Here is a 25455-nt window from a genome sequence, read left to right as displayed (position 1 = left end):
CTATCTTTTCCGTCTTTTATGATATAATAGAAACATGAAATTTAAAACTACTTTGGGCCTTCTTGCTGGGCGTTCTTCTCACTTTATTTTGAGCCGTCTTGGCCGTGGAAGTACGCTTCCTGGAAAACTCGCCCTTCAATTTGATAAAGATATTTTACAACATTTAGCAAAGAACTACGAAATTGTAGTGGTAACTGGTACCAATGGGAAAACCTTAACAACCGCTCTCACTGTCGGTATACTAAAGGAAATTTATGGTCAAGTTTTAACTAATCCAAGTGGTGCCAACATGATAACAGGGATTACAACGACTTTCTTGACTGCAAAATCGTCAAAAACTGGAAAGAATGTTGCAGTGCTTGAAATCGATGAAGCTAGTCTCTCACACATCTGTGACTACATCCAACCAAGTCTTTTTGTCATTACCAATATCTTCCGTGACCAAATGGACCGCTACGGAGAGATTTATACGACCTACAACATGATTTTGGACGCTATTCGAAAAGTCCCTACTGCTACTGTTCTACTAAACGGTGACAGTCCTCTTTTCTACAAACCTGCAATTCCAAATCCTGTTCAGTATTTTGGCTTTGATCTGGAAAAAGGTCCAGCACAACTTGCTCACTACAATACTGAAGGTATTCTCTGCCCAGACTGTCAAAGTATTTTGAAATATGAGCTTAATACTTATGCCAACTTAGGAGCATATATCTGCGAAAACTGTGGATGTAAACGTCCTGACTTAGACTATCGTCTGACAGAATTGGTGGAATTGACCAACAATCGTTCCCGCTTTGTTATTGACGGCCAAGAATACGGTATCCAAATCGGTGGGCTTTATAATATCTACAATGCTCTCGCAGCAGTCGCTATTGCTCGTTACCTTGGAGCTGATTCTCAACTGATCAAACAAGGATTTGACAAGAGTCGTGCAGTTTTTGGACGCCAAGAAACCTTCCATATCGGTGACAAGGAATGCACACTAATTCTCATCAAAAATCCTGTCGGTGCTACCCAAGCCATTGAAATGATTAAACTTGCTCCTTATCCATTTAGTCTATCTGTTCTCCTCAATGCGAATTATGCAGACGGGATTGATACCAGCTGGATTTGGGATGCTGATTTTGAACAAATTACTGAGATGGATATTCCAGAAATCAACGCTGGTGGCGTTCGTCATTCTGAAATTGCTCGTCGTCTTCGAGTAACTGGTTATCCAGCTGATAAAATCACTGAAACAAGCAGTCTGGAACAAGTTCTTAAAACGATTGAAGCCCAAGACTGCAAACATGCTTATATCCTTGCAACTTATACGGCCATGCTGGAATTTCGAGAACTACTAGCCAATCGTCAACTTGTTAGAAAGGAGATGAACTAATGGTTTATACTTCACTTTCCTCAAAAGACGGTAACTATCCTTACCAGCTAAATATCGCCCACCTCTATGGTAACCTCATGAATACCTACGGAGATAATGGGAATATCCTCATGCTCAAGTACGTAGCTGAAAAACTTGGGGCCCATGTAACAGTTGACATCGTTTCACTTCATGATGATTTTGATGAAAATCATTACGATATCGCCTTTTTCGGTGGTGGCCAAGACTTTGAACAAAGTATCATTGCTGGTGATTTGCCTGCTAAAAAAGAAAACATCGATAACTTTATCCAAAATGATGGTGTTGTCCTTGCTATCTGCGGTGGCTTCCAACTATTAGGCCAGTATTATATCGAAGCTTCTGGAAGACGTATCGAAGGTCTAGGTGTCATGGGACACTACACTCTCAATCAAACTAACAACCGCTTTATCGGTGATATTAAAATTCATAACGAAGAATTTGATGAAACCTACTATGGTTTTGAGAACCACCAAGGCCGTACCTTCCTCTCAGATGACCAAAAACCATTGGGGCAGGTTGTCTATGGAAATGGCAACAACGAAGAAAAGGTCGGAGAAGGTGTTCACTATAAAAATGTCTTTGGTTCTTATTTCCACGGGCCTATCTTATCTCGTAACGCCAACCTAGCCTATCGCTTGGTCACTACTGCTCTTAAGAAAAAATATGGTCAGGACATCGTCCTTCCAGCTTATGAGGATATCCTTAGCCAAGAAGTTGCTGAAGAATACGGCGATGTTAAGAGCAAGGCTGACTTTACTTAAAATTCTAATTCCAAGGAGCCTAGCTTTCTTGGAATTTTTTTGTATTCTTTTCTCCTTCTCCCTTGCTTTTTCTCCTATTTTTTGCCAAAATAGAGGGGTAGAAAGAAGGTAGCTTATGTCTAAATTACAACAAATCCTAACATATCTTGAAACAGAAAAACTAGACGTCGCTGTCGTATCTGACCCCGTCACTATCAATTATCTCACTGGTTTTTACAGTGATCCACACGAACGTCAAATGTTCCTTTTTGTTCTTGCAGATCAGGAACCACTTCTCTTTGTTCCAGCACTTGAGGTTGAACGTGCAACTAGCACTGTCTCTTTCCCAGTAGTTGGCTACGTGGACTCTGAAAACCCATGGAAGAAAATCCAAAATGCCTTGCCACAGCTTGATTTCAAACGTGTCGCAGTTGAGTTTGATAACCTTATTTTGACTAAATATCACGGTTTGAAAACTGTCTTTGAAACTGCTGAATTTGAAAACTTGACTCCACTAATCCAACGTATGCGCTTGATTAAGTCAGCTGACGAAGTGCAAAAGATGATGGTAGCGGGTGTCTATGCTGACAAGTCTGTTAAAGTTGGTTTTGACAATATCTCTCTTGATAATACGGAAACTGATATCATTGCGCAAATCGATTTTGCCATGAAACGCGAAGGCTATGAAATGAGCTTTGATACTATGGTCTTGACAGGAGATAACGCTGCAAATCCGCATGGTATCCCTGGAGCTAACAAGGTTGAAAACAATGCCCTTCTCCTCTTTGACCTCGGTGTGATGGTGAATGGTTATGCATCAGATATGACTCGTACAGTTGCTGTCGGTAAACCTGACCAATTCAAGAAAGATATTTACAACTTGACTCTTGAAGCTCAACAAGCTGCCCTTGACTTTATCAAACCTGGTGTGACAGCTCATGAGGTCGATCGTGCAGCTCGTGAAGTGATCGAAAAAGCTGGATATGGTGAGTACTTTAACCACCGTCTCGGTCACGGTATCGGAATGGATGTCCACGAATTCCCTTCAATCATGGAAGGAAACGGCATGGTTATTGAAGAGGGTATGTGCTTCTCTGTTGAACCTGGTATCTACATCCCTGGTAAAGTCGGAGTTCGTATCGAAGACTGTGGTGTTGTGACCAAAGATGGCTTTGACCTCTTTACAAGTACCAGCAAAGATTTGCTTTATTTTGATTAAAAAGTATTTTATAAAAAATAAGATGGAAAAGCTAAACTTTTCCATCTTATTTTTTGATTTGATAATAAATTTTATCAGCAATATAACCTTTTCGTTCAACTGCATTTGGAATCGTCTTCCAAAAAGTCATACCCGCCTTTTCCATAACACAACCAGAGGCAGGATTTAAACTTGCATAGCAAGCATCTACCTGGTCAAAACCAATCTCATCCAAACAGTATGATAAAATAGCCTTCAAGGCTTCTGTCATGATTCCTCGTCCCCAATAGTCCATCCCTAAGATATAGCCAATTTCACAGCTAGATTTTTCTTCATCCATACTGACCAGACTAATATCTCCAATGACATAGTCTGGATTTTCTTTGAGACAAATGGCCCATTTGTAATAGTTAGGATTGTCATAGGATGCTACCCAAGTTCTAATTGAGTTCTTTGTAAAATAAACATTTGGATGAGGATCCCAAGTCACATAGGTTAGATTTTCTGAGCATGAAGCCCAATTATCAAACATTGCTTGAGCATCATCTTCTACAAATCTCCTCAGTATCAAACGTTCTGTCTCAATAGTTTGTGTACCTAGTGCTTTCATAATGGTAACTCTCTTTCTATTTTATGGATGGCTTCAAACTTACATTGACCTATCTCAGTCTCCTATTTCAAGTTATAAAGTGAAAAAGGGCCCCCGGACCTTTTTACTCCCAAAACGTATCAAACACTGTGATTGGTAGGTGGCGTTTGTGTTGCCCTTTGTACCACCATTTTTCAATGGTTGCTTGAGCTTCTGGGTTTACTTGTTTACCTTCGAGGTAATCATCAATTTCATTGTAAGTGACTCCCAAGGCTACTTCGTCTGCAATGCCTGGTTTTTCTTCTTCCAAATCTGCTGTTGGAACTTTTTCATAGAGGGCTGGATCAGCTCCAAGCTCTTTCAAAAGTTGTTTTCCTTGGCGTTTATTGAGGCGATAAAGTGGGAGAATATCTGCACCACCGTCACCAAACTTAGTAAAGAAACCTGTGATATTTTCCGCAGCATGGTCTGTCCCGATAACAGCTCCGCTATGAGCACCTGCAAGGGCATATTGGGCAATCATACGGCTACGAGCCTTGATATTTCCTTTATTAAAATCGGAAACTGCACTCCCTGTTGCTTCAACAGCTACAGCCATAGCATCAGCAGATTCCTTGATATTCACTACCAGGCTGATATCTGGCTGGATAAAAGCTAGGGCTTTTTGAGCATCTGCTTCATCAGCTTGCACTCCATAAGGCAAACGAACTGCGATAAATCTATAACTATCATCGCCTGTTTCTGCTCGCATTTCTTCCATAGCTAGTTGGGCAAGACGTCCTGCTAAGGTCGAGTCTTGACCTCCAGAAATGCCTAATACAAACGTTTTTAAGAAGGGATGCTTCTTTAAATATCGTTTTAAAAAGTCAAGCGAACGACGGATTTCTTCCTTGGCATCAATCACTGGTTTTACACCTAGTTGCTGGATAATGGTCTCTTGCAAACTCATTCTTCTTCTCCTTCGCCTAGAGCTTCCTTACGCATCTTATCAATCAAGTCCATCTTGTCTTGCCATACGTCACGAGCCAAGTCCACAGGATAATGTTGTGGGTTCAGTACGCGTTTGTATTCATCCCAGAGCTTATCAAATTCCTTACGAGCATAGGCTTGAATTTCAGGTAGACTTGGTAAATCATAGACCAGCTTACCTTCCTTGAAAATGTCAACCAAGAGAGGAACAGCATCAAAATTACGAACAGTCTTCTTGATGTAAGTATAGGTTGGATGGAACATCTTGATTTCAGTCATGCTAGCAACATCGACACCATCATAGGTAATGTAATCGCCTTCTGACTTACCTTTTTCACGACTGGTGATGCGCCAAACTTGTTTCTTACCTGGTGTTGAAACTTTCTCTGCATTATTTGAAAGTTTAATGGTATTGCGCATATGACCATTCTCGTCTTCAATAGCAACAACTTTGTAAACTGCTCCAAGTGCTGGTTGGTCATAAGCAGTGATGAGTTTAGTACCTACACCCCAGACGTCAATCTTAGCTTTTTGCATCTTGAGGTTAAGAATGGTATTTTCATCAAGATCATTGGATGCATAGATCTTAGCATCCGTAAATCCTGCCTCGTCCAGTTGCTGACGAACCTTTTTAGAAATATAGGCAATATCTCCTGAGTCAATGCGGACACCAAGGAAATTAATCTTGTCACCAAGTTCACGCGCAACCTGAATCGCTGCTGGAACACCGATGCGAAGAGTATCGTATGTATCTACTAGAAAGACACAGTTTTTGTGCGTTGAGGCATAAGCCTTGAAAGCCTGATAATCATTTCCATAAACTTGTACTAAAGCATGGGCATGAGTCCCTAAAACCGGAATACCAAAGAGCTTCCCTGCGCGTACATTACTAGTTCCATTGGCACCACCAATAACAGCGGCACGAGTTCCCCAGATAGCTGCATCCATTTCTTGAGCACGACGTGTACCGAACTCCATCAAAGGCTCATCTTCAATGACTGAACGAATACGAGCAGCCTTAGTCGCAATCAAGGTTTGAAAGTTGACGATGTTCAAGAGTGCTGTTTCCACTAATTGGCACTGAGCCAAAGGTCCCTCCACTTGAACAATCGGTTCATTGGCAAATACCAAGTCCCCTTCTTGAGCAGAACGTACAGTCAATTCCATCTTGAGATTACGGAGATATTCCAAGAAGGCGCCATGATAACCAAGTGATTCCAAATAAGCAATATCGCTCTCAGAAAAGCGCAGGTTTTCAAGGTATTTCACAATTCGTTCCAAACCTGCAAATACAGCATAACCGTTTTTGAAAGGTTGTTGGCGGAAATAAACTTCAAAAACTGCTTTCTTGTTATGAATGCCTTGGTCGAAGTAAACTTGCATCATGTTAATTTGATACAAATCAGTGTGCAAAGTTAAACTATCATCTGGGTACATATACTGTCCTTCTTCCCTATTTGTAAAAAGATGAAAATGTTTCTTCTTTTCTCATAAATTAGTACTATTATAACACATTTTCTCAATATTGATAAAAAGCTAACAAGCTATTCCATGCTCTCGAGCTTATCCATATCTTTTTCATACTTTTTCTGAGCCCATTCACCATAACTTTTTAATCCTAAGTTTCCAATAAATACCCAAGGGAGATAAAAGACATAGGTAAATACCCAAGCAAAAATGTATTTAAGATGTAGAGGGTTGTGCTGATAAATTTCGATATTGAACTGGTAGTTCTGTAGCATCAAGGTAGCTGTAATCACTAGAGTTAATAATAGGCAACCTAAAATTGTAAAATGAAAACGACTATAGTAAGTCACACCTAGACTTCTAGCACGATTGATAAAGTAAAAATTCCCTATGATAATAATAGCGAGAAGCATGCTAGAATTAAAAAGGCTTGGTGCTAACACTGATATGAAATAAGCTAGAAACAATAATCCGATAGAAATATAAAAACTCTCTGCACCAGCTTTATGAAGTTGTTGCTCTTCTCTTTCGTCTAATAATTGGTAATAATAAAATCTATTTTTCATCTTCTTCCTCCCAAAATAATTGATCTAAAGTTTTTCCTAAGCATCTGCAAATAGACTGGCAAAGCGAAAGCGAGGGATTATACTTTCCAGCTTCTATCAAGCCGATAGTCTGTCGAGTGACACCTACAGCTTCTGCCAAGTCACCTTGTGTCATATCAAGCTCTACTCGAGCTAGTTTTAATTTTAAATTCTTAGCCACTTGTAACCTCCTCCTTAATTTTAAAAGTCGCGCTTCTTTTTTCAACTTCATTATATCATATAATTTACATTATGCAATATATATCTGTCAATTTGTACGATTTTTTTAACAAAAAAACTCTACCACTTACATGATAGAGAGTTCTGTGCTTACAAATCTTTTTGATAATAGTGCCTTTGTCCAGTATAGGGATAGTCTTTCAAAGTAAAAACTTCCTTGTAGCCATACTTCTGATAAAAGGCAGGCGCTTGAAACTGATAAGTATTTACAAAAGCAAAGCGACAGTTTCTCTTCTTAGCTTCACTTTCTGCTTGCTGCAATAGTTGGGAGCCAATTCCTTGTCCTCGCAACTCCTCTTTCACAAATAAATACTCGATTTCAAGCCAATTTCCGAAAGTCTCTGCTACTAAGCCAGCCAGGAGTCGACCATGTTCATCTTCGATATACAGATTAAGTGGCTCGCTTTCAGCAGCTTCCCTTTTGGAACGATTATAAGAGCGAACCAACTCTCCGATTTTTTGCGCTTTCTGAGACTCTGTATTCTCCAATCGAATGTGCATCCAAACCTCCTCGAAGACAACTAACGCCTTGATTATATTCCTATTTTAAAGAACTGTCAAACTAAAAAAACTCACCAACCTAAGTTGATGAGCTTCTGACTTATTTTCTAAACTTCCATTGGCTATAAATACCAAAAGCGATAATCCAGATAGCTGAACCTCTAGCTCCCATTACAGTTGACTCTTGTAAGAAGAGTGTTCCAAATACAAAGATAAAGAATAGCATAGTCAGAGGATTTAGCAAGCGATACTGAGGCATGAGATAGCCATCTGCCATAAAGTCTTTAGACTTACGATATTTGAGATGGGCTACCATGATCAAGATGTAGATAGCGATATAAACACCTGATGAAGAAGCTGTAATCAAAGCAAAGGCATCTGATACTCCAGGAAGAACATTGATGAAGGCAGCAAAACCAATCAATACGGCAGAAGCAATGATTGCATTCTGAGGAACGTTGTGGCGTGAGAGTGTATCTGCCTTAATAGCTTTCAAGAAACGATTAGGTGAATCATGGGCAATCTGATACAAGTGACGACCTGTTGAGTAAAGGGTTGAATTCAATGCTGACGCTGCTGAAGTCAAGACAACAAAGTTAATCAAGGCCGCTGCCCACTTAAGGCCAACAAGTTCAAATACCGTTACAAATGGTGAATCCGCTGCTGAAAGCTCACGCCAAGGAATAATAGACATAATAGCTAAAAGAGCTCCACCATAGAAAAAGATAATTCGCAAAGGAATTTCCTTAACAGCCTTAGGCAAGACTTTTCTAGGATCCTTAGTTTCAGATGTTGTAACACCGATAAACTCAATCATCAAGTAAGCAAAGAAAACCATTTGAAAGGCCATGACAAAGTTCATCCCTCCATTTGGGAAAAGGGAGAACTGCTCACTAATATTGGCGAGACTTGCTGAACCATATGGAGTTTCAAAGCCAGTCAAGACTAGAAAAATCCCTGTCGCGATCATGGCGAGAATAGCCACAATTTTAATCATGGCAAACCAAAATTCTACCTCACCAAAGATTTTAACAGCAATCAGATTGACCAAGCCCAAAATTGTTAGGAATACAACCTGAATTAACCAAGATGGCCAAGATGGAAACCAAAACTGAACATAGTGAGCAATAGCTGTAATTTCAGCCATACCAATAAAGACTACTGATAACCAATAAGACCAAACCGAGAAATAGCCCCAGCCCTTTCCAAGATAGCGAGTAATAAAATTGATAAAGGTGTGTTGCTCTGGGTCCTGGTACAACATTTCCCCGATAGCACGCATCATGAGATACATGAAGCCACCTGTAATCATATAGACCAAGACAATCGAAGGTCCAGTTAAACTGATAGACCGACCAGCTCCAAGAAATAATCCCGTACCAATCGTTCCGGCAATGGCCATAACCTGAACATGGCGATTGGTTAAGCCACGCTCCATTTTACTTTTCTTTTTGTGCTTTTTTTCTGAATTCATATAGTCTCCTTATTTTTTAGAATTAAGAAAAGGAGTAATAGGAAACGCTTTCCCTAAATCTACTCCTTCCTTTTTCCTATTAAACGGTTTTTTCAACTTTTAAGATTTTAACATCATAGCTTCCAGCAGGTGTTTCGATTGTAACAACATCACCTTTTTTCTTACCAATCAATGCTTGACCAATTGGGCTTTCATTTGATACTTTTCCTGCAAAGGCATCTGCTCCAGCCGAACCAACGATAATGTATACTTCCTTTTCGTCTTCTCCAACTTCTTGGATTGTTACAGTTTTTCCGATAGCAACTTCATTTTTTGCAACAGCATCGCTGTTAACGATTTCTGCATAACGAATCTTAGTCTCTAGACTTGAGATTTGTCCCTCAACGAAGGCTTGCTCGTCCTTAGCTGCTTCATACTCACTGTTTTCTGACAAATCACCATATGAACGAGCAATCTTGATACGTTCTACAACTTCTGGACGACGTACTAGTTTCAATTCTTCTAATTCTTTTTCAAGTTTTTCCTTTTCTTCCAAGGTCATTGGATAAGTTTTTTCTACCATTTTTCTCAACTTTCTTTTAATTGAATTAATAAATATATGCTTTAAAGCAAAATTATGTGGAAAACCACATAATTTTAGTTTGTGCTATTTGATTGGTTTAGTTTACTATTGATATGTTCTTGAACATTACGATCATGTTCTTCCAACGTTGTTGCATAGTAAACTTTACCATCTTGAACATTGGCTACAAAGTAGAGATAGTCACTCTTTGTCTGATTGATACTTGATTCGATAGCATCCAAGCTAGGGCTATCAACTGGCCCAGGCATAAGACCTACTTTTGTATAATCATTGTACGGTGAATCGATAGAAGTATCAATAGCTGCATCATCAGCAAGACTGATATTTTGACCAAGTTTACCTTCTGCGTAAAGGATAGCGATATTACTTTGAAGTGGCATACCCAGGTTCAAACGATTATAAAATACACCAGCAATCAGCTTGCGATCCTCTGTTTTTGCTCCTTCTTTCTCAACAAGAGAGGCAATTGTTAGGAGCTCATTTACTGTTAAGTTCTTTTCTTTGATTGTAGCATAGTGACTAGATAGATTTTTATCCATAGCAGCTAGCATTTCATCAATTAAACTTTCAACAGTTGTGTTTTCTTTAATCGTATAAGTTGCAGGGAAAAGATAACCTTCTAAACGGTAACGAACACCACTATCTTTTGTAGGTAAGCTTTCAAGAAGATTTGGATATTTGGTTACCTCTTGAGCAATAAAGTTCTCATCTTGAACTTTAGCCAAAAATGCTTCCGCTGTCAAAGGTTCCTTAAAGTTACCTTGAAGTTGACCAACAGTTTGAGCAATTTGCTCTAAAGTATATCCCTCTGGAATAGTCAAGCTTGCAAGTGTAACCTCTTGAGGTTCAGGTGTACCACCTTTTTGCAACTCTTTAATGACATCTTCAACGCTCATACTCTTTTGAAGATTATAATAACCAGATTTTAATTCATTATAGTTTTTATACTTAACATAAAGTGTAAAGACTAAACCGTTTTTAATGACACCAGATTTTTCCAACGTTGAACCAATTTCTTGAGCATTAGATCCATCTGGAATCTGAACAGTCATATATTGTTTAGAACTTGGATCCACTGGTTGCAAGGCTGATTCAGCATAACGAAGTCCAAAGAAACCACCAGCACCAAGTAGAATCAGCAATAGCAATACTGTGACTAAAAATCCTTTCAAGCGGGATTTTTTCTTTTTCTTGACTGGTTTCGCAGACTCCCTACGACTTCTTTTAGGAAGTTCATCTACCTCAGTATTTTTCTGATTAGCATTTCCAGCTGTTAATTCTTCCTGATTAGTGGCAAAACCTACAGTTCCTTTATCTTCATGTGATTTTTCATGAGTACGGTAGGAAACTGAAACCTTAGTCGGTATTGAATTAATTTCATCTTTATCTGAGATTGATTGAGATAAGTCAACTGATGCTTCTTCCACAGCTTCCTCCGCAACTTCCTCTTTAAGATCTGGACGAGGAGGAACAGCAGGTGCATTCTCAATCAATTGTTCAACGGTTGAAACAGAATTAGCAATCAGCTCTTCTTCTGGAGTTATTACTCGTTCTTCTGTTTTTGTATCAGAAGAATTCATCAAATTTGAAAAGAGGTCATCTGTTTGTTCTGTTAAACTTTCCTCTTTCTTTAATCGTTCTAAGTCTCGCAAGATCTGCTCTTTAAAGCTCAACTTTTCTTCATTTGAATTTTCGCTCAAAGGTATTTACCTCCTTGTTGATAATCCTTAATATTATATCTTAAAAACCAGAGAAAAGCAACCTTGGAAGCCTTTCTAGTCGCTAATTCCTATTTTCCCAGACCATATTATACCATTCTTCTCCCGCAAATTGGGATTTAGACTTGCCTTCATTGACAAAACCATGCTTCTCATAGTAATCAATCAGGTAGTCATGGCAGGTCAGATTTATTCCCTCACGTTCATGCTTGAGAGCTACTTCCTTTAAGGCAGTTAAGAGTTTTCTTCCCAGCCCCAAGGATTGAGCTTTCTTTGCAACAGACAGACATGTCACAGATATATACCCACCTTCTTGATGACTGTGATCTTCTATTTCTTCTGTAAAGGATTGGTCCTGCAAATAGCGATGAGGGACTACTGGTCCTTCAATATAACCGAGTATCTCTCCATCTTTTTCAGCCACTAAAAAACTAGTCTTAATCTCTTTTAAGTGAGCTTCAAAAACAGATCGAGGTATGGCTTCTTCAATTGAGAAATTCTCTAATTCAATCTCTAAAATACGGTCTAAATCACTAAGTCTAGCTTGTCGAATAATCATAGTTCCTCCTGATAATAGGGATTTTGCCATCGCATGAGAAAGGCAAATTCACTGCTCCTTTCTCCTTCTATAATCCCTTGTTCCACAAATCCATTCATTTCAAAATAGGCCAGCAATTCATCCTCACAAAGAAGATAAATACCGGGACTATTTTGTTGAAGAACAACTTGTTTGAAGGCTGCTAGCAACAAGGTTCCAAATCCTTGCCTCTGATAATCCGGATGAACAGATAAACCAGCAATCACAAAATTTCTATCACTGATAAGTTCAACATTTGCCACCTCTTCTATCCATCTACTTAGTGAGGAATTAGCAAGATCTATTCCTAAGATATAAGCAATCACCATATCATCAAGACTAGCTAAGAGAAACGTATCCGCATGACTGCGGATACGTTCTTCCATCATTTTTCTATTTGTTATTTCTCGAGAACCTGCTGTGCAATCAGAAATCAAGCAAATTTGTTCCATATCTGATTGCATGGCTTCTCGAATTTTAATTGGAAATTCCATTTTGTTCCTTACTGAACATTACTTGTCAAATTTGACAAGAGACGTTCAAATGAGTATTCATATGACTGAATATCACCTGCTCCCATAAAGACATAAACAGCATTGTCGTGGTCTAAGAGAGGGGACACATTTTCAACAGTGATAACTTGATGTTTTTTATCAATCTTGGCTGCTAAATCCTCAACCTTAACATCACCATGGTCAACTTCACGAGCAGAACCATAGATTTTTGCTAAGTAAACTGCATCAGCCTGGTTCAAGGCTTGCGCAAAATCATCCAACAAAGCAATTGTACGAGTAAAGGTATGTGGTTGGAAAATAGCAACGATTTCCTTGCTTGGGTATTTTTGACGTGCAGCATCTAGAGTTGCGATAATTTCAGTTGGGTGATGCGCAAAATCATCGATGATAACAGTATCATTGACAATCTTTTCTGTAAAGCGACGTTTCACTCCTCCAAAAGTTTTCAAGTGTTCACGCACTAAATTCAAGTCAAAACCAGCAGTATAAAGCAAACCAATCACAGCTGTTGCATTCATGATGTTGTGGCGACCAAAAGTTGGAATGTGGAATTGACCCAACTCTTGACCACGGAAGTGAACTGTGAAAGTTGAACCTGTAGTAGAACGAAGCAAGTCACTAGCTACAAAATCATTGTTTTCTGCTTCAAAACCATAATAGTAAATTGGAGCATCAGACGTAATCTTACGCAACTCAGCATCTTCACCATAGACAAACAAACCTTTGGTGATTTGTTTCGCATAATCATTAAAGGCATTGAAGACATCCTCTAAACTTGTGAAATAGTCTGGATGGTCAAAGTCGATGTTGGTAATGATAGAGTATTCTGGATGATATGGCATGAAATGGCGTTCGTACTCATCTGATTCAAAGACAAAATACTTGGCATTTTCAGAACCACGACCTGTACCATCACCAATTAGATAGCTAGTATCAGTAATGTGTGACAATACATGAGAAAGCATCCCGGTTGTTGAAGTCTTACCGTGTGCACCAGCAACTCCCATGCTGATAAAGTCACGCATAAAGCTGCCAAGAAATTCATGATAACGTTTATAGCTTAGACCATTCTTGTCTGCATAGGCAATTTCAACATTGTTATCTGGACGAAAGGCATTCCCAGCGATGATTTCTAAATCCCCTTGAAGATTGTTTTCATCAAAAGGCAAAATTTTGATACCTGCTTGCTCCAATCCACGTTGTGTAAAGTAATATTTCTCAACGTCAGATCCTTGGACCTTATGCCCCATTTGGTGCAACATCAAGGCCAAGGCACTCATCCCTGATCCTTTAATTCCGATAAAATGATAGGTTTTTGCCATCTTTTTCCCCTTTACTCTGTCATATTTGTCAAGTTCAACTCTTGAGCAATTTTACGTTCTTTTTCTGATTGATTTTCTTTTTTGTTATAAATCTGGCTTTTCTTTAGAAAATCATAATTATTTTTCTTTGGTTCCAGATGCTCTTCTTTACTTGTTTGTTGCATCTGTGGAGCTATTTCAGCCAAAATATAATGGCTTTGTTTGAGTTTGTCACTATATTTAGTAAGCTCCCCAGGATTTTCCTTTTGGAAAGGAGCTGTTGGCTGATTTGCCTGTCTTACTAAATTATTTGAAGGTTTATAACGTTTCGTAAAACTAACATCTTGAGTCAAATATTTTGCTGAACGTTTCCGTTTTAGATCAGCTCTTGCTTCTTCACGAGCAAGTTCAGCATAGGATTTTTCCTTCTTTTTAGGTAGCTTATCTGATGCTTGAACCGGTGACTTTTTTTCGGTAGTAATTGGTGACCATTCCAAGTAGTTTTTGTCCTTGTAGTCTCCCTTGATATTACTGATGAGATCCGACTCATCATATAAATCCATAAATGGCATCTCTGTCAGTATGATCTCATCATCTGACACTATTGGAAATCGTACTTGTTTCATTTTTATTCCCTTTCAATACTCCATTATAACGTAAAGTCTTGATTTTTCAAGTCTTGGCTTCAGAAATTCCTAATATTTCTTGAATTTCACTAAGTGTGAGACTTCCACGAGACTCTGTTCCGTCCAAGACTTCAGAGACCAGATTTCTTTTCTGTTCCTGCAACTCTTGAATTTTCTCCTCGATTGTACCTCTAGTTACCAGACGATAAACCTCAACAGCTTGTTCTTGTCCCATACGGTGGGCCCTGCCAATAGCCTGCGATTCAACCGCCGGATTCCACCATAAGTCTACCAGAATAACTGTGTCTGCACCAGTAAGATTGAGACCAACTCCACCAGCTTTTAGAGAAATCAAAAACACATCGCGCTCACCTTGGTTAAAAGCCTTGGTCATTTCTTGGCGTTCCTGTGAAGGAGTTGAACCTGTAATCTTAAAGGAAGTTAAGCCAAGTTGTGGCAACTCCTCTTCGATGCGGTCAAGCATCCCCCTAAATTGGGAGAAGATGAGTACACGATGATTTCCTTCAGCAATTTGACTCAGTAGATCTCGTAAACTATCAAGTTTCCCGCTATCTCCCTTATAATCCTCCATAAATAGGGCTGGAGTATCACAAATCTGACGAAGACGCATGAGTCCTGTTAGAATTTCAACTCGATTTCGTTGAAATTCTGCATCGGTCACCTGACCCAAACGCTCTTGCATTTGTTGAAGTTGAGCTAGATAGATGACCTTTTGCTGGTCTTCCAGTTCATTCTTATAAACAACTTCTATCAAATCAGGTAGCTCTGTAAGAACATCCTCTTTTTTTCGACGCATGACAAATGGTTTGATAAACTGTGCCACTCTCTCAGCAGGCAATTTCATAAAGTCTTTTTTTGCTGGCAAAAGTCCTGGCAATACAATCTGAAAGATAGACCACAATTCGCCAAGGTTATTTTCAATCGGTGTTCCTGATAGTGCAAAGACAGATGGAACCACAAATCGTCGTAAACTTTGAGCAATCTTCGTTTGTGCATTTTTCATCACTTGAGCTTCATCTAGAAAAAGAAAATCAAAAGATAGGTCTCGATAAATTTCACTATCTTGACGGAAAGTAGCATAGCTTGTCACATAAATCTGATGATTTTCTGCCAAAATTGACTCTCGATGAGATTTTAAGCCATGCACAACCGCGACATCCAAATTTGGAGCAAACTTTTGAAATTCATCAGCCCAGTTATAGATTAAGCCAGACGGAGCAAGGATTAGGACACTAGTATCTGCTTGAACCTGACTACTTAAAAAGGCGATGGTTTGCAAGGTCTTCCCAAGTCCCATATCATCTGCTAAAATCCCACCAAAGCCATAATGGTGAAGCATCTGAAGCCACTGAATTCCCTTTTTCTGATAGTCTCTAAGTTCTGCTTGGATATTCAGCTCTTTCATCGGAAAATCTTCTGGATGCGTCAAATCATGGGCCAGATTGCGAAATTCTTCGGTGAAAGAAATTTGATCCTGATCCTTAAATAGATGAGATAGGGTATAAGCTAGGGATTTACGAGCTCGAAAAGCTCCATCCTGTAGGTCCTCTATCCCTAATTCTTCTAAATCCTGACGGATACGCTTGGTCTGATCATCGAAATAGTAAACCTGATTCGAAGAGCTGATGTAATAATCCTGCTTCTCAACTAGCGCTTTCATCACTCGATTGATTTCTTCTTGATCTATATCTTGAAAATCAAATTGAATTTCTAAAAGACTCCCCTTGGATGAGATATGAATTTGAGGTTTCTGAACCTGATAAAGATTTTGCAAGCTCTCAGAAATCTTTAATTCTCCTAGTGCTTCAAAGGCTGGTAATACTTCCTGAAAGAACGTATGGACTGCTTCGGATTTCAAACTCTGACGCCATGAACGAAAATCTGCTTCAAATCCAGCAGATAAAGCCAACTGAAAAATCTGTTTTTCTAGTTGAATATCACTTGCAAAAGGGAGATTCTCTAGTTCATTTCGAGTAGTTACTAAGCAAGTTTCATATTGGAACTGCATATCTAAACGAATAGATCCGTCCTCTTCTCGTTCCATGTAGAAAGACGGGCGGAAAGATTGAATTTGAAGCGACTCAGGAGCCTCTACTTTTCCAAGCTCTTTAAACTGGGACAAGGTCGAAGCTAAGAGATCACGATCACTAGTATCAAACTGTAAAATCTTCCTACCACTATGATCTAAAGGAACTTTTCTAAGAGCATCTAATAAACTAGCCTGTTTTTTCGACATCAGGAAAAAATTCCCCTTGGAGAATAATACTTGTCCTCTGTAAAAGAAATTAAGCCCTGCCTGTTCGAAAATTTCCATTTCAAAATAGTTGGATTTTTCTTCAATTCTAAATGAAAATAAACCTGTTTGGCCATCAAAGTCTTGGAAGAGAAGATGATGATAACTCGAAAGTTGGTGGTCAAACTGAAAGGCATCTAAGCCCATCAGTAGACTAGCCCCCTGCTCAAAAAAGGTTTTAGGGAAATAGAGATGTCGTCCTTGATTTGGAAAAAAAATATTGTAGTCAATCTTCTCTTCAACCAAACCTAATAAGAAATTAAAGACTTCTTGACTGGCTTTATCAAATTGTTCAAGTTTTAATGAAGACTCATAATGCTTCCCTATCATGTAAGGTTTGGAAAACTCTATGACTTTTAAGAAAAGAGGGATATCCCTAATCACATAAAACTTTTCTTGCTTAGAAAGACCAATTCTTAAGGTCCAGATAATACGATTAGTTCCTGCTTCCACCTGTCCTTGAGCAGAAAGCTGATAGAGGTCAGACTGACTAGGTACTTGGATAGACTTCAAGAATTTTCCTCCGAAAGTTACTTGTGTCTCAACAGTCTCTTTCTCTTCCTGATTAGCCTCCAGATTGAGCAAGATTTCCTGTCCTAGCTGATCATTTTTAAAGTAATATTCCAGTGCTGCCAAATGAACACAGTAGCCTCTTTTTTTGAAAAAATCACAGCCACAAAAAATCAAATCGTCATCCAAACTATAGCGAATTTCTTCATCCGCTACACGCGCATAGATGCGATGGTCTTGTTCTTTGATGATTTCAATCTGACCAGTTTCGTAGAGTTCTACTCCCTCCATTCGAAGCTTTCCTGGAATCAATTTAGCCATAGTGTCCCCTTTACTTTATCTCTTAATTATACCATATTTCTGCCTATGAAAATAGCCTTCTAGGAAGACTTTTCTCCTAAAAGGCTAGTTTTTAATGATTTGAAAAAGTGGCAATGATTCGTTGGCAAACTTCTTCCAACACAGATGTCGGCATGGCTACATTCAAGCGAGCGTGAAGGGCTCCTTCCTCACCAAAGTCCAAGCCCCTATTCAGGATAACCTTGGCTTCGTCTCTCAAGAGTTTTCTTAGTTCTTCATCGCTAATATCATAGGCTGAAAAATCAAGCCAAATAAGATAGGTCCCTTGAGGTTTCATGACCTTGATTTTAGTTTCTTTACCAAACAAATCGACTACATAATTAATGTGCTTCTCGATTAGTTCTTTGAGTTCTGTCAACCAATCTTCACCATAGCGATAGGCAGCTTCTGTTGCTAAGTATCCTAATCCTGAAATTTCATGTTGATTATTCGCAAGCTGGCGTTTTTGGAAAGCAAGTCTCAACTTAGGATTTTCGATAATAGCGTAGGAATTCTTGGTTCCTGCAATATTGAAAGTTTTGGTAGCACTACTTAAAATCAGTGAAAATTCTTTGAAGTCTTTATTTACCGTGTTGAATGACTGGTGTTTATGTCCAAACAAGGCCAAGTCTTGGTGAATCTCATCTGAAACTAGCAAGACTCCATGTTTTTGACACAGTTGTCCAATCTTCTCTAAGACTTCCTTCTCCCAAACACGTCCACCAGGATTATGAGGATTGCAGAGAACATAGAGTTTCACTTCCTCTTCGACAAAATCTTTCTCCAATTGATCAAAGTCAATTTCAAAAAGTCCGTCTTTTTCTACTAGAGAGTTGGTGATTAGTCTACGATTATTGAGCTTAATACTGCGAGCAAAAGGAGGATAAACCGGTGTGTTAATGAGGACTGCTTCACCTTCCTTGGTGAAAGCTTGAATGGCTGTTGAAATGGCAGGTACTACTCCTTCGATAAAGACTAGAGCATCCTTATCAAAGCGATATCCATGATGTTTTTCCTCCCAGTTTTGAACAGCTTCAATCAACCCATCACTAGCATAGGTATAGCCATAGACTAATTGCTCAGCGTAGTCATGAACAGTCTGACGAATCTCAGGTAACACTTCAAAGTCCATATCAGCAATCCAGGCTGGCAATACTTCTCGGTCATTCTCTGCTTCTTTCCATTTGTAGGTATGATGTCCAAAACGATTGGGCAAGGTCGTAAAATCATATTTTCCCATAGTTTTATCATCCTTCCAAGGCTTGACGCAAGTCTTCAATCAAATCTCTAACATCCTCAATACCAATAGACAAGCGCAAGAGATCGTCTGTTAGACCATAAGAATGACGAACCTTTGCAGGAATGTCAGCATGGGTTTGAGTAGTTGGGTATGTAATCAGACTTTCAACCCCACCTAAACTTTCAGCAAAAGAGAATACTTTCAAGGTATTTAAGATATGAGGAATACGCTTCTCATCTGCTACTTTAAATGAAATCATCCCCCCACGTCCTGTATACAAGACTTCTTTGACAGCAGGCGATTGTTCTAGAAAGGCTACGATTTCTTGAGCATTGGCTGTTGAGCGCTCCATACGAAGTGACAAAGTTTTAAGCCCACGAATCAATTGATAACTATCAAATGGTGATAAAACAGCCCCTGTCGTGTTGAGATTGTAAAAGAGTTTTTCGTATAAATCAGCACTATCTGTCACAACTACACCAGCTAGAACATCATTATGTCCTGCAAGGTATTTTGTCGCTGAATGAAGGACTATATCTGCCCCGTATTCAATTGGACGTTGATAGATTGGACTGTAGAAGGTATTGTCCACGACAACTTTAGCACCCTTAGCATGAGCTAATGTTGACAATTTTTCAATATCAAATTCCAACATCAAAGGGTTGGTTGGTGTTTCAATATAGAGTACATCCACATCCTTTTCTAGCTCAGCAATCAACTCTTCTTCTGTGTTTGCATAGGTAAAATGGAAGCGACCTTCCTGTTCCACTTGATTGAACCAGCGGAAAGAACCACCGTAAAGGTCACGGACAGCCAAAACCTTACTTCCTACTGGAAAGACACTAAAGGCCAACACAATCGCAGACATACCTGAACTAGTCGCTAAAGCATACTTGGCTGATTCAATAGCTGCCAAGACTTCCTCTGCCTTGCTACGAGTTGGATTTTTTGTGCGGGTATAGTCAAATCCCGTTGATTGACCAAATTCTGGGTGCTGATAAGTCGTTGAAAAGTGAATTGGTGTTACCAAAGCACCTGTTGCTTCATCAGACTTGATCCCTGCTTGGGCTAAAATTGTGTTGATATGAAATGATTTGCTCATACTTTACCTCCAAATCTATAGTAACTATTGTACCACTTATTTTGGATCCTTCGTTTTCTTGTTTTCAAGAGCTAGTTATAGTTTCAAACTATACAAAAACGATAGCTTCCTGAGAAACTATCGTTTTTCCTGTTGAATAGACTGATTATTTAACGTGTTTTGCTAATTCTTCTTGGGCTTTTTTATTAGATTCTTCTTTTTCTTTCAGCCATTTTTGTCTAGCTTCTTCATACTCAGCCGTTGTGACAACCTTATCTTGCAACTTAACGTATTTATATGATTCAACACCCTTGTTACCCGCTTGAGAGAAAGCAGCAGAGAATGGAACTGTTTTTCTGATTCCTGGTGTTCCACCAAGAGATACGTTTGGAAGTGTGAGAGAGCTATCCACCAACCAAGCTTGTGCTTCAGCGTATTTGTCATAACGTTTGATCAAATCTTGTTCAGCATTGGCTTCTTCTAGCATCTTAGTGTAGGCATCCAAGCCAACCGCAGTTGCTTTAGCATTACTTTCACCAGGTTCTAAGCCAAGGTTTTGCAATGAACCACCATTTGTTAGGTTAAGTGTATCAAGATAAGTTGATGGGTCCTGGTAGTCAGGGCTCCAACCACCATTGTAGAGGTCATAATCTTTTTGGGCAGCTGTGTTAGCAAGATAACCAATGCCATCCATTTCTTCTGTAGTCAGCATTTGAATATCGATGACGACATTATCTGCACCCAAGACGGACTCGATAGATTGTTTGAAGGAACTTGCCTCTTGGACACCCTTCTTATATGATTGGTCTACTGGCAAGTCTAGATGAATAGGGAATTGTACGCCTTTAGCTTCCAATTCTTTCTTGGCTTGTGCAAAAGCTTCTTTGGCCTTATCAGCATTATAATAGGCATCTTGTGCATCCGCAAAGTTCACATTTTGCCATACTTGGCCGTAGTTAACCATCTTAGAAGCGACGACATCCCCAAAATCTTTACCATCAAGAGTTACAAATGAAGGTGGAACGAGCAAGTTTCTGATAATCTTTGTTGCTCCCTCTTCCCCTTGTGACTGAGCTCCATAAGCTGTACGGTCATAGGCAAAGTTAATGGCTTGACGGAATGATTTGTTTAAAACTGCTTCTTGTTGAGCTGTCTTTTCAGCGTCTGTCGTTTTTGATGTGTGGTTATAAGATTTTCTATCTAAGTTAAAGTTAAAGTAGAAAGAAGTCGCAGTTTGCATACTGTAGATAATATTATCCTTGTATTTCTCTTGCACACCTGCAAAACTTGAACTATTTGGATAGAGACGGGCAAAACTATAGACACCTTCACTAAAGTTACGAACAAGCGCATCTTGGTCGCTTCCATCATAGTATGTCAACTTGACATCATCTACAAATACATTTTTTGCATCCCAATAGTTTGGATTTTTCTTGTATTCAAGTACAGATTTAGATGTGAATGATTTTAGGATGAATGGACCATTATACAAGATATTTGCTGGATCCACCTTACCAAAATCATCCCCTTTTGAGTTCAAAAAGTCCGCATTTACTGGGAACAGAATAGTTGCAGTTGTTTTTGAATTCCAATAAGGTTCTGGTTGAGTCAAAGTATATTGAACAGTCTGGTCGTCAATAGCTTTTACTCCAACTGTTGAAAAGTCTTTAGTTTTTCCGCTAACATAGTCTGCCAAACCAGCAACAGAATCTTGCACTAAATACAAGGCTTCTGAATTTTTATCTGCAGCATATTTCAAACCTGTCACAAAATCTTGTGCTGTTACAGGCGCATACTCTTCACCATCTGCTGTGTACCATTTGGCGTCCTTACGAAGTTTGTATGTATAAGTCAAACCATCTTGGGAAACAGACCAATCTTCTGCCAATGAAGGAATGTAGTTCCCATATTGGTCATTTTCCATCAAGCCATCTACCAAGTTTGTGACAACATCACCTGTTGTTGCACGGTTTTCTACTAGATAGTTAAGACTAGAAGGATCGTTACTGTATACATAATTGTAAGTCTTTGTAGAACTAGCTGAACTACCACAAGCAGTCAATAGTAAACCAGCACTTAAGACGACGCCTGCCAACGTCAGATATTTTGCCTTAGACTTTTTCATCTCCAGAACCTCCAAATTTAAATATTTGTATCATTATACAGTTAAAGTTTTTTTTAGTCAAGCATTTATGTGTTAAAAATTTACATTTTTCTACATTTTTTATATTTTTTTATATTTTTTAAAGAAAAAAAGAACAATCTAAACTTTTTTTCTTTAAAAGTTCAAACTGTTCGTTTTATTTATAAAGCATTATGATAATTTTAATCGTGCTCTCAACTGGTCAGCTTTTGCCTTTCCAATAACCTTATCCAAGAGTCGAGTATAAAGACTCATGATTCCGTAGAGGCCACCGCCGATTACAGCAATAAAGGCGACATAGATAAAACTCCAGAAACGTCCAGTTGGATGGAAAACAAATCCAAGAATCCACTGCAAGAATCCAACTAGGATGAACATCACTAAAGTCAAAATTGTGACTAAAATTGTTCTCTTCAAGATAATCTTATGGCGAGCACCAGTAATCTGACAGATTTCACGGTACATTAAAACAATTGGGATAATGAGACCGATGGTCGTTGAAATTAATGGTCCATAACTGTGGAAAATCGCTATTGATGGTAGTTGTAAAACGATCTTAGCAAGTGAACCATAGACAAAATATAAAACTGCCTTACGGTTACGGAACATAGCCTGAAGCATTGGAGACAAGACCATGTACAAACCTAGAATTGTTGACTGCAAGACTGCAAAGACAAACAAGCCCAAAGCCAAACTATCAGGTTTACCGTAAAAGACTGTATAGAGGGGTTCCCCTACCATGACTACTCCAACCGTTGCAGGTAGTAGGAATAAGAAGAGCATAGTAATACTATCTTGCACCAACCGAGAAGCTGCTGGTAAATCACCCTTGACATAGTTCTCGGTCAAGAGGGGCAAACCAACGCTACCGATTGATACTCCTACGGAAATCAAAATCATGGTGATTTTATTAGGATTGGCAGAGAAATAAGAAAACATGACAACCAAATCTTCATTACTGTAGTTGGTAAACCACTTCATGCTATTAATGAAGGTCATTTGGTCCAAGATTTGGAAAAGTTGAATAGCTGAACCTGTTATAATAAAAGGAATAGCTTCCTTAATCGTATCAACCAGTAGACTCTTACTATCAATCTTATCTCGAGTTTCAAATACTTTTTGAAGCATACCTTCCTTGTAAAGGAAATAAAGTAAGACAGCGAAGCTAGCTACCATTCCCACAAAAGCCGCAAAGGTAGATTGGGTAACCGCCGATAGATAATCTCTTGAACCAAGTTTCATGATGATAAAGGTTGCTAAGAGCATCCAAATAACACGGATAACTTGCTCCGCAATTTGACTCATTGCATAAGGCTTGAGATTACTCATTCCTTGGAAAAATCCACGGATAACACTCATAGATGGGAAAATCAAGACCGCCCAAGCTAGACTTTGCATAATGGGAATCAAGTCCTTCCCTACACCGGAAAGATCTGCCAACCAAGGCGCAAAGAGATATAAAACCAAAGCAAAGGCAAGACCCAATACAGTCATAAAGCCTAAGAAGCTCCGAATCAGGGCAAAACTATGCTCTTCCTCATGCATGGTATTGTATTTAGCGACCTGCTTAGCAACTGCAACTGGAATACCTGCTGTCGAAATCAACAAGAACCAGGCGTAGATATTATACCCCATGGTAAAGAGACCGTTAGCCGTTGCAGCATATGTTCCCATCCAAATATACCAAGGGATAATGTAAATAGCCCCGAGCAAGCGACTGATAAAGTTACTAGCTGTAAGCCAGGCAGTCCCGCGTAACATCTGGGCCTGCTGATGATTATTTTCGTTAGACATAACTTCCTCATTCATTTTTAATAACTAGGAAATGTTCCTTATCTTCCATTATAAACTTTTCCTTGTTACTTGTAAAATTCAGACTTTCAGTTTACAATAGAAAGTATGATAAAGATTGAAACCGTATTAGATATTTTAAAGAAAGACGATCTCTTCCGTGAGATTATCGACCAAGGACATTACCACTATCATTTTAATGATGTAACTTTTGATAGCATCTGCTACGATAGTCGAAAAGCAAAAGATAATAGCCTCTTTTTTGTTAAGGGAGCTGCTTTCAAGAAGGAATTTCTTCTTTCAGCAATAGAACAAGGACTCGGTTGGTATGTAGCCGAGCAGGACTACGAAGTAGGCATTCCTGTTATTGTCGTTAGCGATATTAAAAAGGCTATGAGTTTGATTGCCATGGAATTTTATGGTAACCCGCAGGAAAAACTAAAACTTCTTGCTTTCACTGGTACTAAAGGAAAAACTACGGCAGCTTACTTTGCCTATAACATCCTAAATCAAAAACATCATCCAGCTATGTTATCAACTATGAATACGACTTTGGACGGAAAAACTTTCTTCAAGTCTGCTCTGACAACACCTGAAAGCATCGACCTCTTTGATATGATGGCCCAGGCTGTTAAGAATGGAAGAAGCCACCTTATTATGGAAGTTTCTAGTCAAGCCTACTTGGTGAAGCGAGTCTACGGCCTCACTTTTGATGTTGGTGTCTTCCTCAACATTAGTCCTGACCATATTGGTCCTATTGAGCATCCGACCTTTGAAGATTATTTCTATCACAAACGTCTCTTGATGAAAAATAGTCGAGCAGTTGTCATTAATAGCGATATGGATCACTTCTCTGTTCTGAAAGAACAAGTTGAGAACCAAGACCATGACTTCTACGGTAGCCAATCAAGTAATCAAATTGAAAACTCTAAAGCCTTTAGCTTCTCAGCTACTGGTAAATTAGCTGGAGATTATGATATTCAGTTGATTGGGCACTTCAACCAAGAAAATGCAGTCGCTGCTGGACTTGCTTGCCTTCGTTTAGGTGCTAGTCTTGAAGCCATCAAAAAAGGGATTGCGACTACTCGCGTACCTGGTCGTATGGAAGTTCTCACTCAGAAAAATGGTGCAAAAGTTTTCATTGACTACGCCCACAATGGTGACAGTCTTAAAAAACTTATTTCTGTCGTTGAAACTCATCAAACTGGAAAGATTGCTTTAGTACTTGGTTCAACTGGAAACAAGGGAGAAAGCCGTCGTAAGGACTTTGGACTTCTCCTCGATCAACATCCTGAAATTCAAGTTTTTCTAACAGCTGATGATCCAAACTATGAAGATCCACTGGCCATTGCAGATGAAATCAGTAGTTATATCAACCATCCTGTTGAAAAAATTGTCGATCGCGAGCAAGCCATCAAGACTGCGATGTCTGTTACAAGTCAAGAACTGGACGCTGTGATTATCGCTGGTAAAGGAGCTGATTGCTACCAAATCATTCAAGGTAAGAAAGAAGACTATCCAGGGGATGCTGCTGTTGCAGAACGTTATCTATAATA

Annotated in this window: 22 protein-coding genes; 4 read left to right on the top strand and 18 right to left on the bottom strand. The window is 39.1% G+C overall.

What is annotated here, in order from left to right; all coding sequences use genetic code 11:
• Positions 1–34 precede the first annotated feature (34 nt).
• The 3 genes from murT (at position 35) to QM810_RS00430 (ending at position 3358) form a co-directional block, all read left to right on the top strand.
• Positions 35–1378, top strand: coding sequence for a lipid II isoglutaminyl synthase subunit MurT (gene murT, locus QM810_RS00440; RefSeq protein ID WP_414253447.1), 1344 nt, complete (start codon positions 35–37; stop codon positions 1376–1378).
• On the top strand, positions 1378–2160 hold the full coding sequence (gene gatD, locus QM810_RS00435; RefSeq protein WP_414253446.1) for a lipid II isoglutaminyl synthase subunit GatD: 783 nt from the start codon (positions 1378–1380) through the stop codon (positions 2158–2160). The genes murT and gatD overlap by 1 nt, the downstream gene beginning before the upstream one ends.
• 115 nt (positions 2161–2275) lie before the next feature.
• Positions 2276–3358 carry a M24 family metallopeptidase gene (locus QM810_RS00430; RefSeq protein ID WP_414253445.1) on the top strand — a complete coding sequence of 361 codons (1083 nt, stop codon included), beginning with the start codon at positions 2276–2278 and terminating at the stop codon, positions 3356–3358.
• Between the two features lie 46 nt (positions 3359–3404).
• Here QM810_RS00430 and QM810_RS00425 read toward each other — a convergent pair whose 3' ends face one another.
• The 18 genes from QM810_RS00425 to QM810_RS00340 all read right to left on the bottom strand — a co-directional run bounded on the left by QM810_RS00425 (position 3405) and on the right by QM810_RS00340 (position 23902).
• Positions 3405–3947 (bottom strand): GNAT family N-acetyltransferase, encoded by a 543-nt coding sequence (locus QM810_RS00425; RefSeq protein WP_414253444.1) that lies wholly within the window; start codon positions 3945–3947, stop codon positions 3405–3407.
• 103 nt (positions 3948–4050) lie between these two features.
• Positions 4051–4875, bottom strand: a complete 825-nt coding sequence (gene nadE, locus QM810_RS00420; protein WP_414253443.1) for an ammonia-dependent NAD(+) synthetase — start codon at positions 4873–4875, stop codon at positions 4051–4053.
• Positions 4872–6332, bottom strand: coding sequence for a nicotinate phosphoribosyltransferase (locus tag QM810_RS00415; RefSeq protein ID WP_414253442.1), 1461 nt, complete (start codon positions 6330–6332; stop codon positions 4872–4874). Before QM810_RS00415 ends, nadE begins: the two co-directional genes overlap by 4 nt.
• 107 nt (positions 6333–6439) lie before the next feature.
• Positions 6440–6928 (bottom strand): DUF6773 family protein, encoded by a 489-nt coding sequence (locus QM810_RS00410; RefSeq protein ID WP_414253441.1) that lies wholly within the window; start codon positions 6926–6928, stop codon positions 6440–6442.
• The gene (locus QM810_RS00405; protein ID WP_001107501.1) at positions 6918–7127 is read right to left on the bottom strand and encodes a helix-turn-helix transcriptional regulator; all 210 of its coding nucleotides are present in this window, start codon (positions 7125–7127) and stop codon (positions 6918–6920) included. The genes QM810_RS00410 and QM810_RS00405 overlap by 11 nt, the downstream gene beginning before the upstream one ends.
• 149 nt (positions 7128–7276) lie before the next feature.
• Positions 7277–7687 carry a GNAT family N-acetyltransferase gene (locus QM810_RS00400; protein WP_414253440.1) on the bottom strand — a complete coding sequence of 137 codons (411 nt, stop codon included), beginning with the start codon at positions 7685–7687 and terminating at the stop codon, positions 7277–7279.
• A gap of 100 nt (positions 7688–7787) precedes the next feature.
• Positions 7788–9161: an amino acid permease gene (locus QM810_RS00395; RefSeq protein WP_414253439.1), complete on the bottom strand. Its 1374-nt coding sequence runs from the start codon at positions 9159–9161 to the stop codon at positions 7788–7790.
• 79 nt (positions 9162–9240) lie between these two features.
• Complete coding sequence (greA, locus tag QM810_RS00390; RefSeq protein ID WP_006154262.1) at positions 9241–9723, bottom strand: transcription elongation factor GreA; 483 nt, start codon at positions 9721–9723, stop codon at positions 9241–9243.
• A 74-nt stretch (positions 9724–9797) separates the two neighbouring features.
• Positions 9798–11444 carry an endolytic transglycosylase MltG gene (mltG, locus tag QM810_RS00385; RefSeq protein WP_414253438.1) on the bottom strand — a complete coding sequence of 549 codons (1647 nt, stop codon included), beginning with the start codon at positions 11442–11444 and terminating at the stop codon, positions 9798–9800.
• An 82-nt stretch (positions 11445–11526) separates the two neighbouring features.
• On the bottom strand, positions 11527–12021 hold the full coding sequence (locus tag QM810_RS00380) for a GNAT family N-acetyltransferase (RefSeq protein ID WP_414253437.1): 495 nt from the start codon (positions 12019–12021) through the stop codon (positions 11527–11529).
• Positions 12018–12533, bottom strand: a complete 516-nt coding sequence (locus QM810_RS00375) for a GNAT family N-acetyltransferase (RefSeq protein ID WP_414253436.1) — start codon at positions 12531–12533, stop codon at positions 12018–12020. The genes QM810_RS00380 and QM810_RS00375 overlap by 4 nt, the downstream gene beginning before the upstream one ends.
• Positions 12534–12541: 8 nt before the next feature.
• The gene (gene murC / locus QM810_RS00370; protein WP_414253435.1) at positions 12542–13876 is read right to left on the bottom strand and encodes a UDP-N-acetylmuramate--L-alanine ligase; all 1335 of its coding nucleotides are present in this window, start codon (positions 13874–13876) and stop codon (positions 12542–12544) included.
• Positions 13877–13887: 11 nt separating this feature from the next.
• Entirely contained in the window at positions 13888–14481 is a 594-nt protein-coding gene (locus QM810_RS00365; RefSeq protein ID WP_414253434.1) for a cystathionine gamma-synthase, read from the bottom strand.
• 46 nt (positions 14482–14527) lie between these two features.
• Positions 14528–17626 (bottom strand): DEAD/DEAH box helicase, encoded by a 3099-nt coding sequence (locus tag QM810_RS00360; protein ID WP_414253433.1) that lies wholly within the window; start codon positions 17624–17626, stop codon positions 14528–14530.
• A gap of 91 nt (positions 17627–17717) precedes the next feature.
• Complete coding sequence (locus QM810_RS00355) at positions 17718–18884, bottom strand: MalY/PatB family protein (RefSeq protein ID WP_235083964.1); 1167 nt, start codon at positions 18882–18884, stop codon at positions 17718–17720.
• 7 nt (positions 18885–18891) lie between these two features.
• The gene (locus tag QM810_RS00350) at positions 18892–19986 is read right to left on the bottom strand and encodes a cystathionine gamma-synthase (protein ID WP_235083963.1); all 1095 of its coding nucleotides are present in this window, start codon (positions 19984–19986) and stop codon (positions 18892–18894) included.
• A gap of 145 nt (positions 19987–20131) precedes the next feature.
• Positions 20132–22090 (bottom strand): peptide ABC transporter substrate-binding protein, encoded by a 1959-nt coding sequence (locus tag QM810_RS00345; RefSeq protein ID WP_263393835.1) that lies wholly within the window; start codon positions 22088–22090, stop codon positions 20132–20134.
• Positions 22091–22279: 189 nt separating this feature from the next.
• The gene (locus QM810_RS00340; RefSeq protein WP_263393836.1) at positions 22280–23902 is read right to left on the bottom strand and encodes a polysaccharide biosynthesis protein; all 1623 of its coding nucleotides are present in this window, start codon (positions 23900–23902) and stop codon (positions 22280–22282) included.
• A 105-nt stretch (positions 23903–24007) separates the two neighbouring features.
• Here QM810_RS00340 and QM810_RS00335 point away from each other — a divergent pair, with 105 nt between their 5' ends.
• Positions 24008–25453 carry a UDP-N-acetylmuramoyl-L-alanyl-D-glutamate--L-lysine ligase gene (locus QM810_RS00335; RefSeq protein WP_414253432.1) on the top strand — a complete coding sequence of 482 codons (1446 nt, stop codon included), beginning with the start codon at positions 24008–24010 and terminating at the stop codon, positions 25451–25453.
• Positions 25454–25455: the final 2 nt, after the last annotated feature.

The sequence above is a fragment of the Streptococcus infantis genome, from assembly GCF_047464155.1.
GTDB lineage: Bacteria > Bacillota > Bacilli > Lactobacillales > Streptococcaceae > Streptococcus > Streptococcus infantis_U.
This window is presented reverse-complemented; position numbering and strand designations above follow the sequence as displayed.

Bases quoted from the DNA above. Each gene is read 5' to 3' on its own strand.
- QM810_RS00360 (WP_414253433.1), bottom strand. From the start codon at position 17,626: ATGGCTAAATTGATTCCAGGAAAGCTTCGAATGGAGGGAGTAGAACTC.
- QM810_RS00400 (WP_414253440.1), bottom strand. From the start codon at position 7,687: ATGCACATTCGATTGGAGAATACAGAGTCTCAGAAAGCGCAAAAAATC.
- QM810_RS00350 (WP_235083963.1), bottom strand. From the start codon at position 19,986: ATGAGCAAATCATTTCATATCAACACAATTTTAGCCCAAGCAGGGATC.
- gatD (WP_414253446.1), top strand. From the start codon at position 1,378: ATGGTTTATACTTCACTTTCCTCAAAAGACGGTAACTATCCTTACCAG.
- QM810_RS00395 (WP_414253439.1), bottom strand. From the start codon at position 9,161: ATGAATTCAGAAAAAAAGCACAAAAAGAAAAGTAAAATGGAGCGTGGC.
- QM810_RS00340 (WP_263393836.1), bottom strand. From the start codon at position 23,902: ATGTCTAACGAAAATAATCATCAGCAGGCCCAGATGTTACGCGGGACT.
- murC (WP_414253435.1), bottom strand. From the start codon at position 13,876: ATGGCAAAAACCTATCATTTTATCGGAATTAAAGGATCAGGGATGAGT.
- QM810_RS00365 (WP_414253434.1), bottom strand. From the start codon at position 14,481: ATGAAACAAGTACGATTTCCAATAGTGTCAGATGATGAGATCATACTG.
- QM810_RS00335 (WP_414253432.1), top strand. From the start codon at position 24,008: ATGATAAAGATTGAAACCGTATTAGATATTTTAAAGAAAGACGATCTC.
- QM810_RS00410 (WP_414253441.1), bottom strand. From the start codon at position 6,928: ATGAAAAATAGATTTTATTATTACCAATTATTAGACGAAAGAGAAGAG.
- murT (WP_414253447.1), top strand. From the start codon at position 35: ATGAAATTTAAAACTACTTTGGGCCTTCTTGCTGGGCGTTCTTCTCAC.
- nadE (WP_414253443.1), bottom strand. From the start codon at position 4,875: ATGAGTTTGCAAGAGACCATTATCCAGCAACTAGGTGTAAAACCAGTG.
- QM810_RS00355 (WP_235083964.1), bottom strand. From the start codon at position 18,884: ATGGGAAAATATGATTTTACGACCTTGCCCAATCGTTTTGGACATCAT.
- QM810_RS00345 (WP_263393835.1), bottom strand. From the start codon at position 22,090: ATGAAAAAGTCTAAGGCAAAATATCTGACGTTGGCAGGCGTCGTCTTA.
- greA (WP_006154262.1), bottom strand. From the start codon at position 9,723: ATGGTAGAAAAAACTTATCCAATGACCTTGGAAGAAAAGGAAAAACTT.
- QM810_RS00415 (WP_414253442.1), bottom strand. From the start codon at position 6,332: ATGTACCCAGATGATAGTTTAACTTTGCACACTGATTTGTATCAAATT.
- QM810_RS00430 (WP_414253445.1), top strand. From the start codon at position 2,276: ATGTCTAAATTACAACAAATCCTAACATATCTTGAAACAGAAAAACTA.
- QM810_RS00375 (WP_414253436.1), bottom strand. From the start codon at position 12,533: ATGGAATTTCCAATTAAAATTCGAGAAGCCATGCAATCAGATATGGAA.
- QM810_RS00380 (WP_414253437.1), bottom strand. From the start codon at position 12,021: ATGATTATTCGACAAGCTAGACTTAGTGATTTAGACCGTATTTTAGAG.
- QM810_RS00425 (WP_414253444.1), bottom strand. From the start codon at position 3,947: ATGAAAGCACTAGGTACACAAACTATTGAGACAGAACGTTTGATACTG.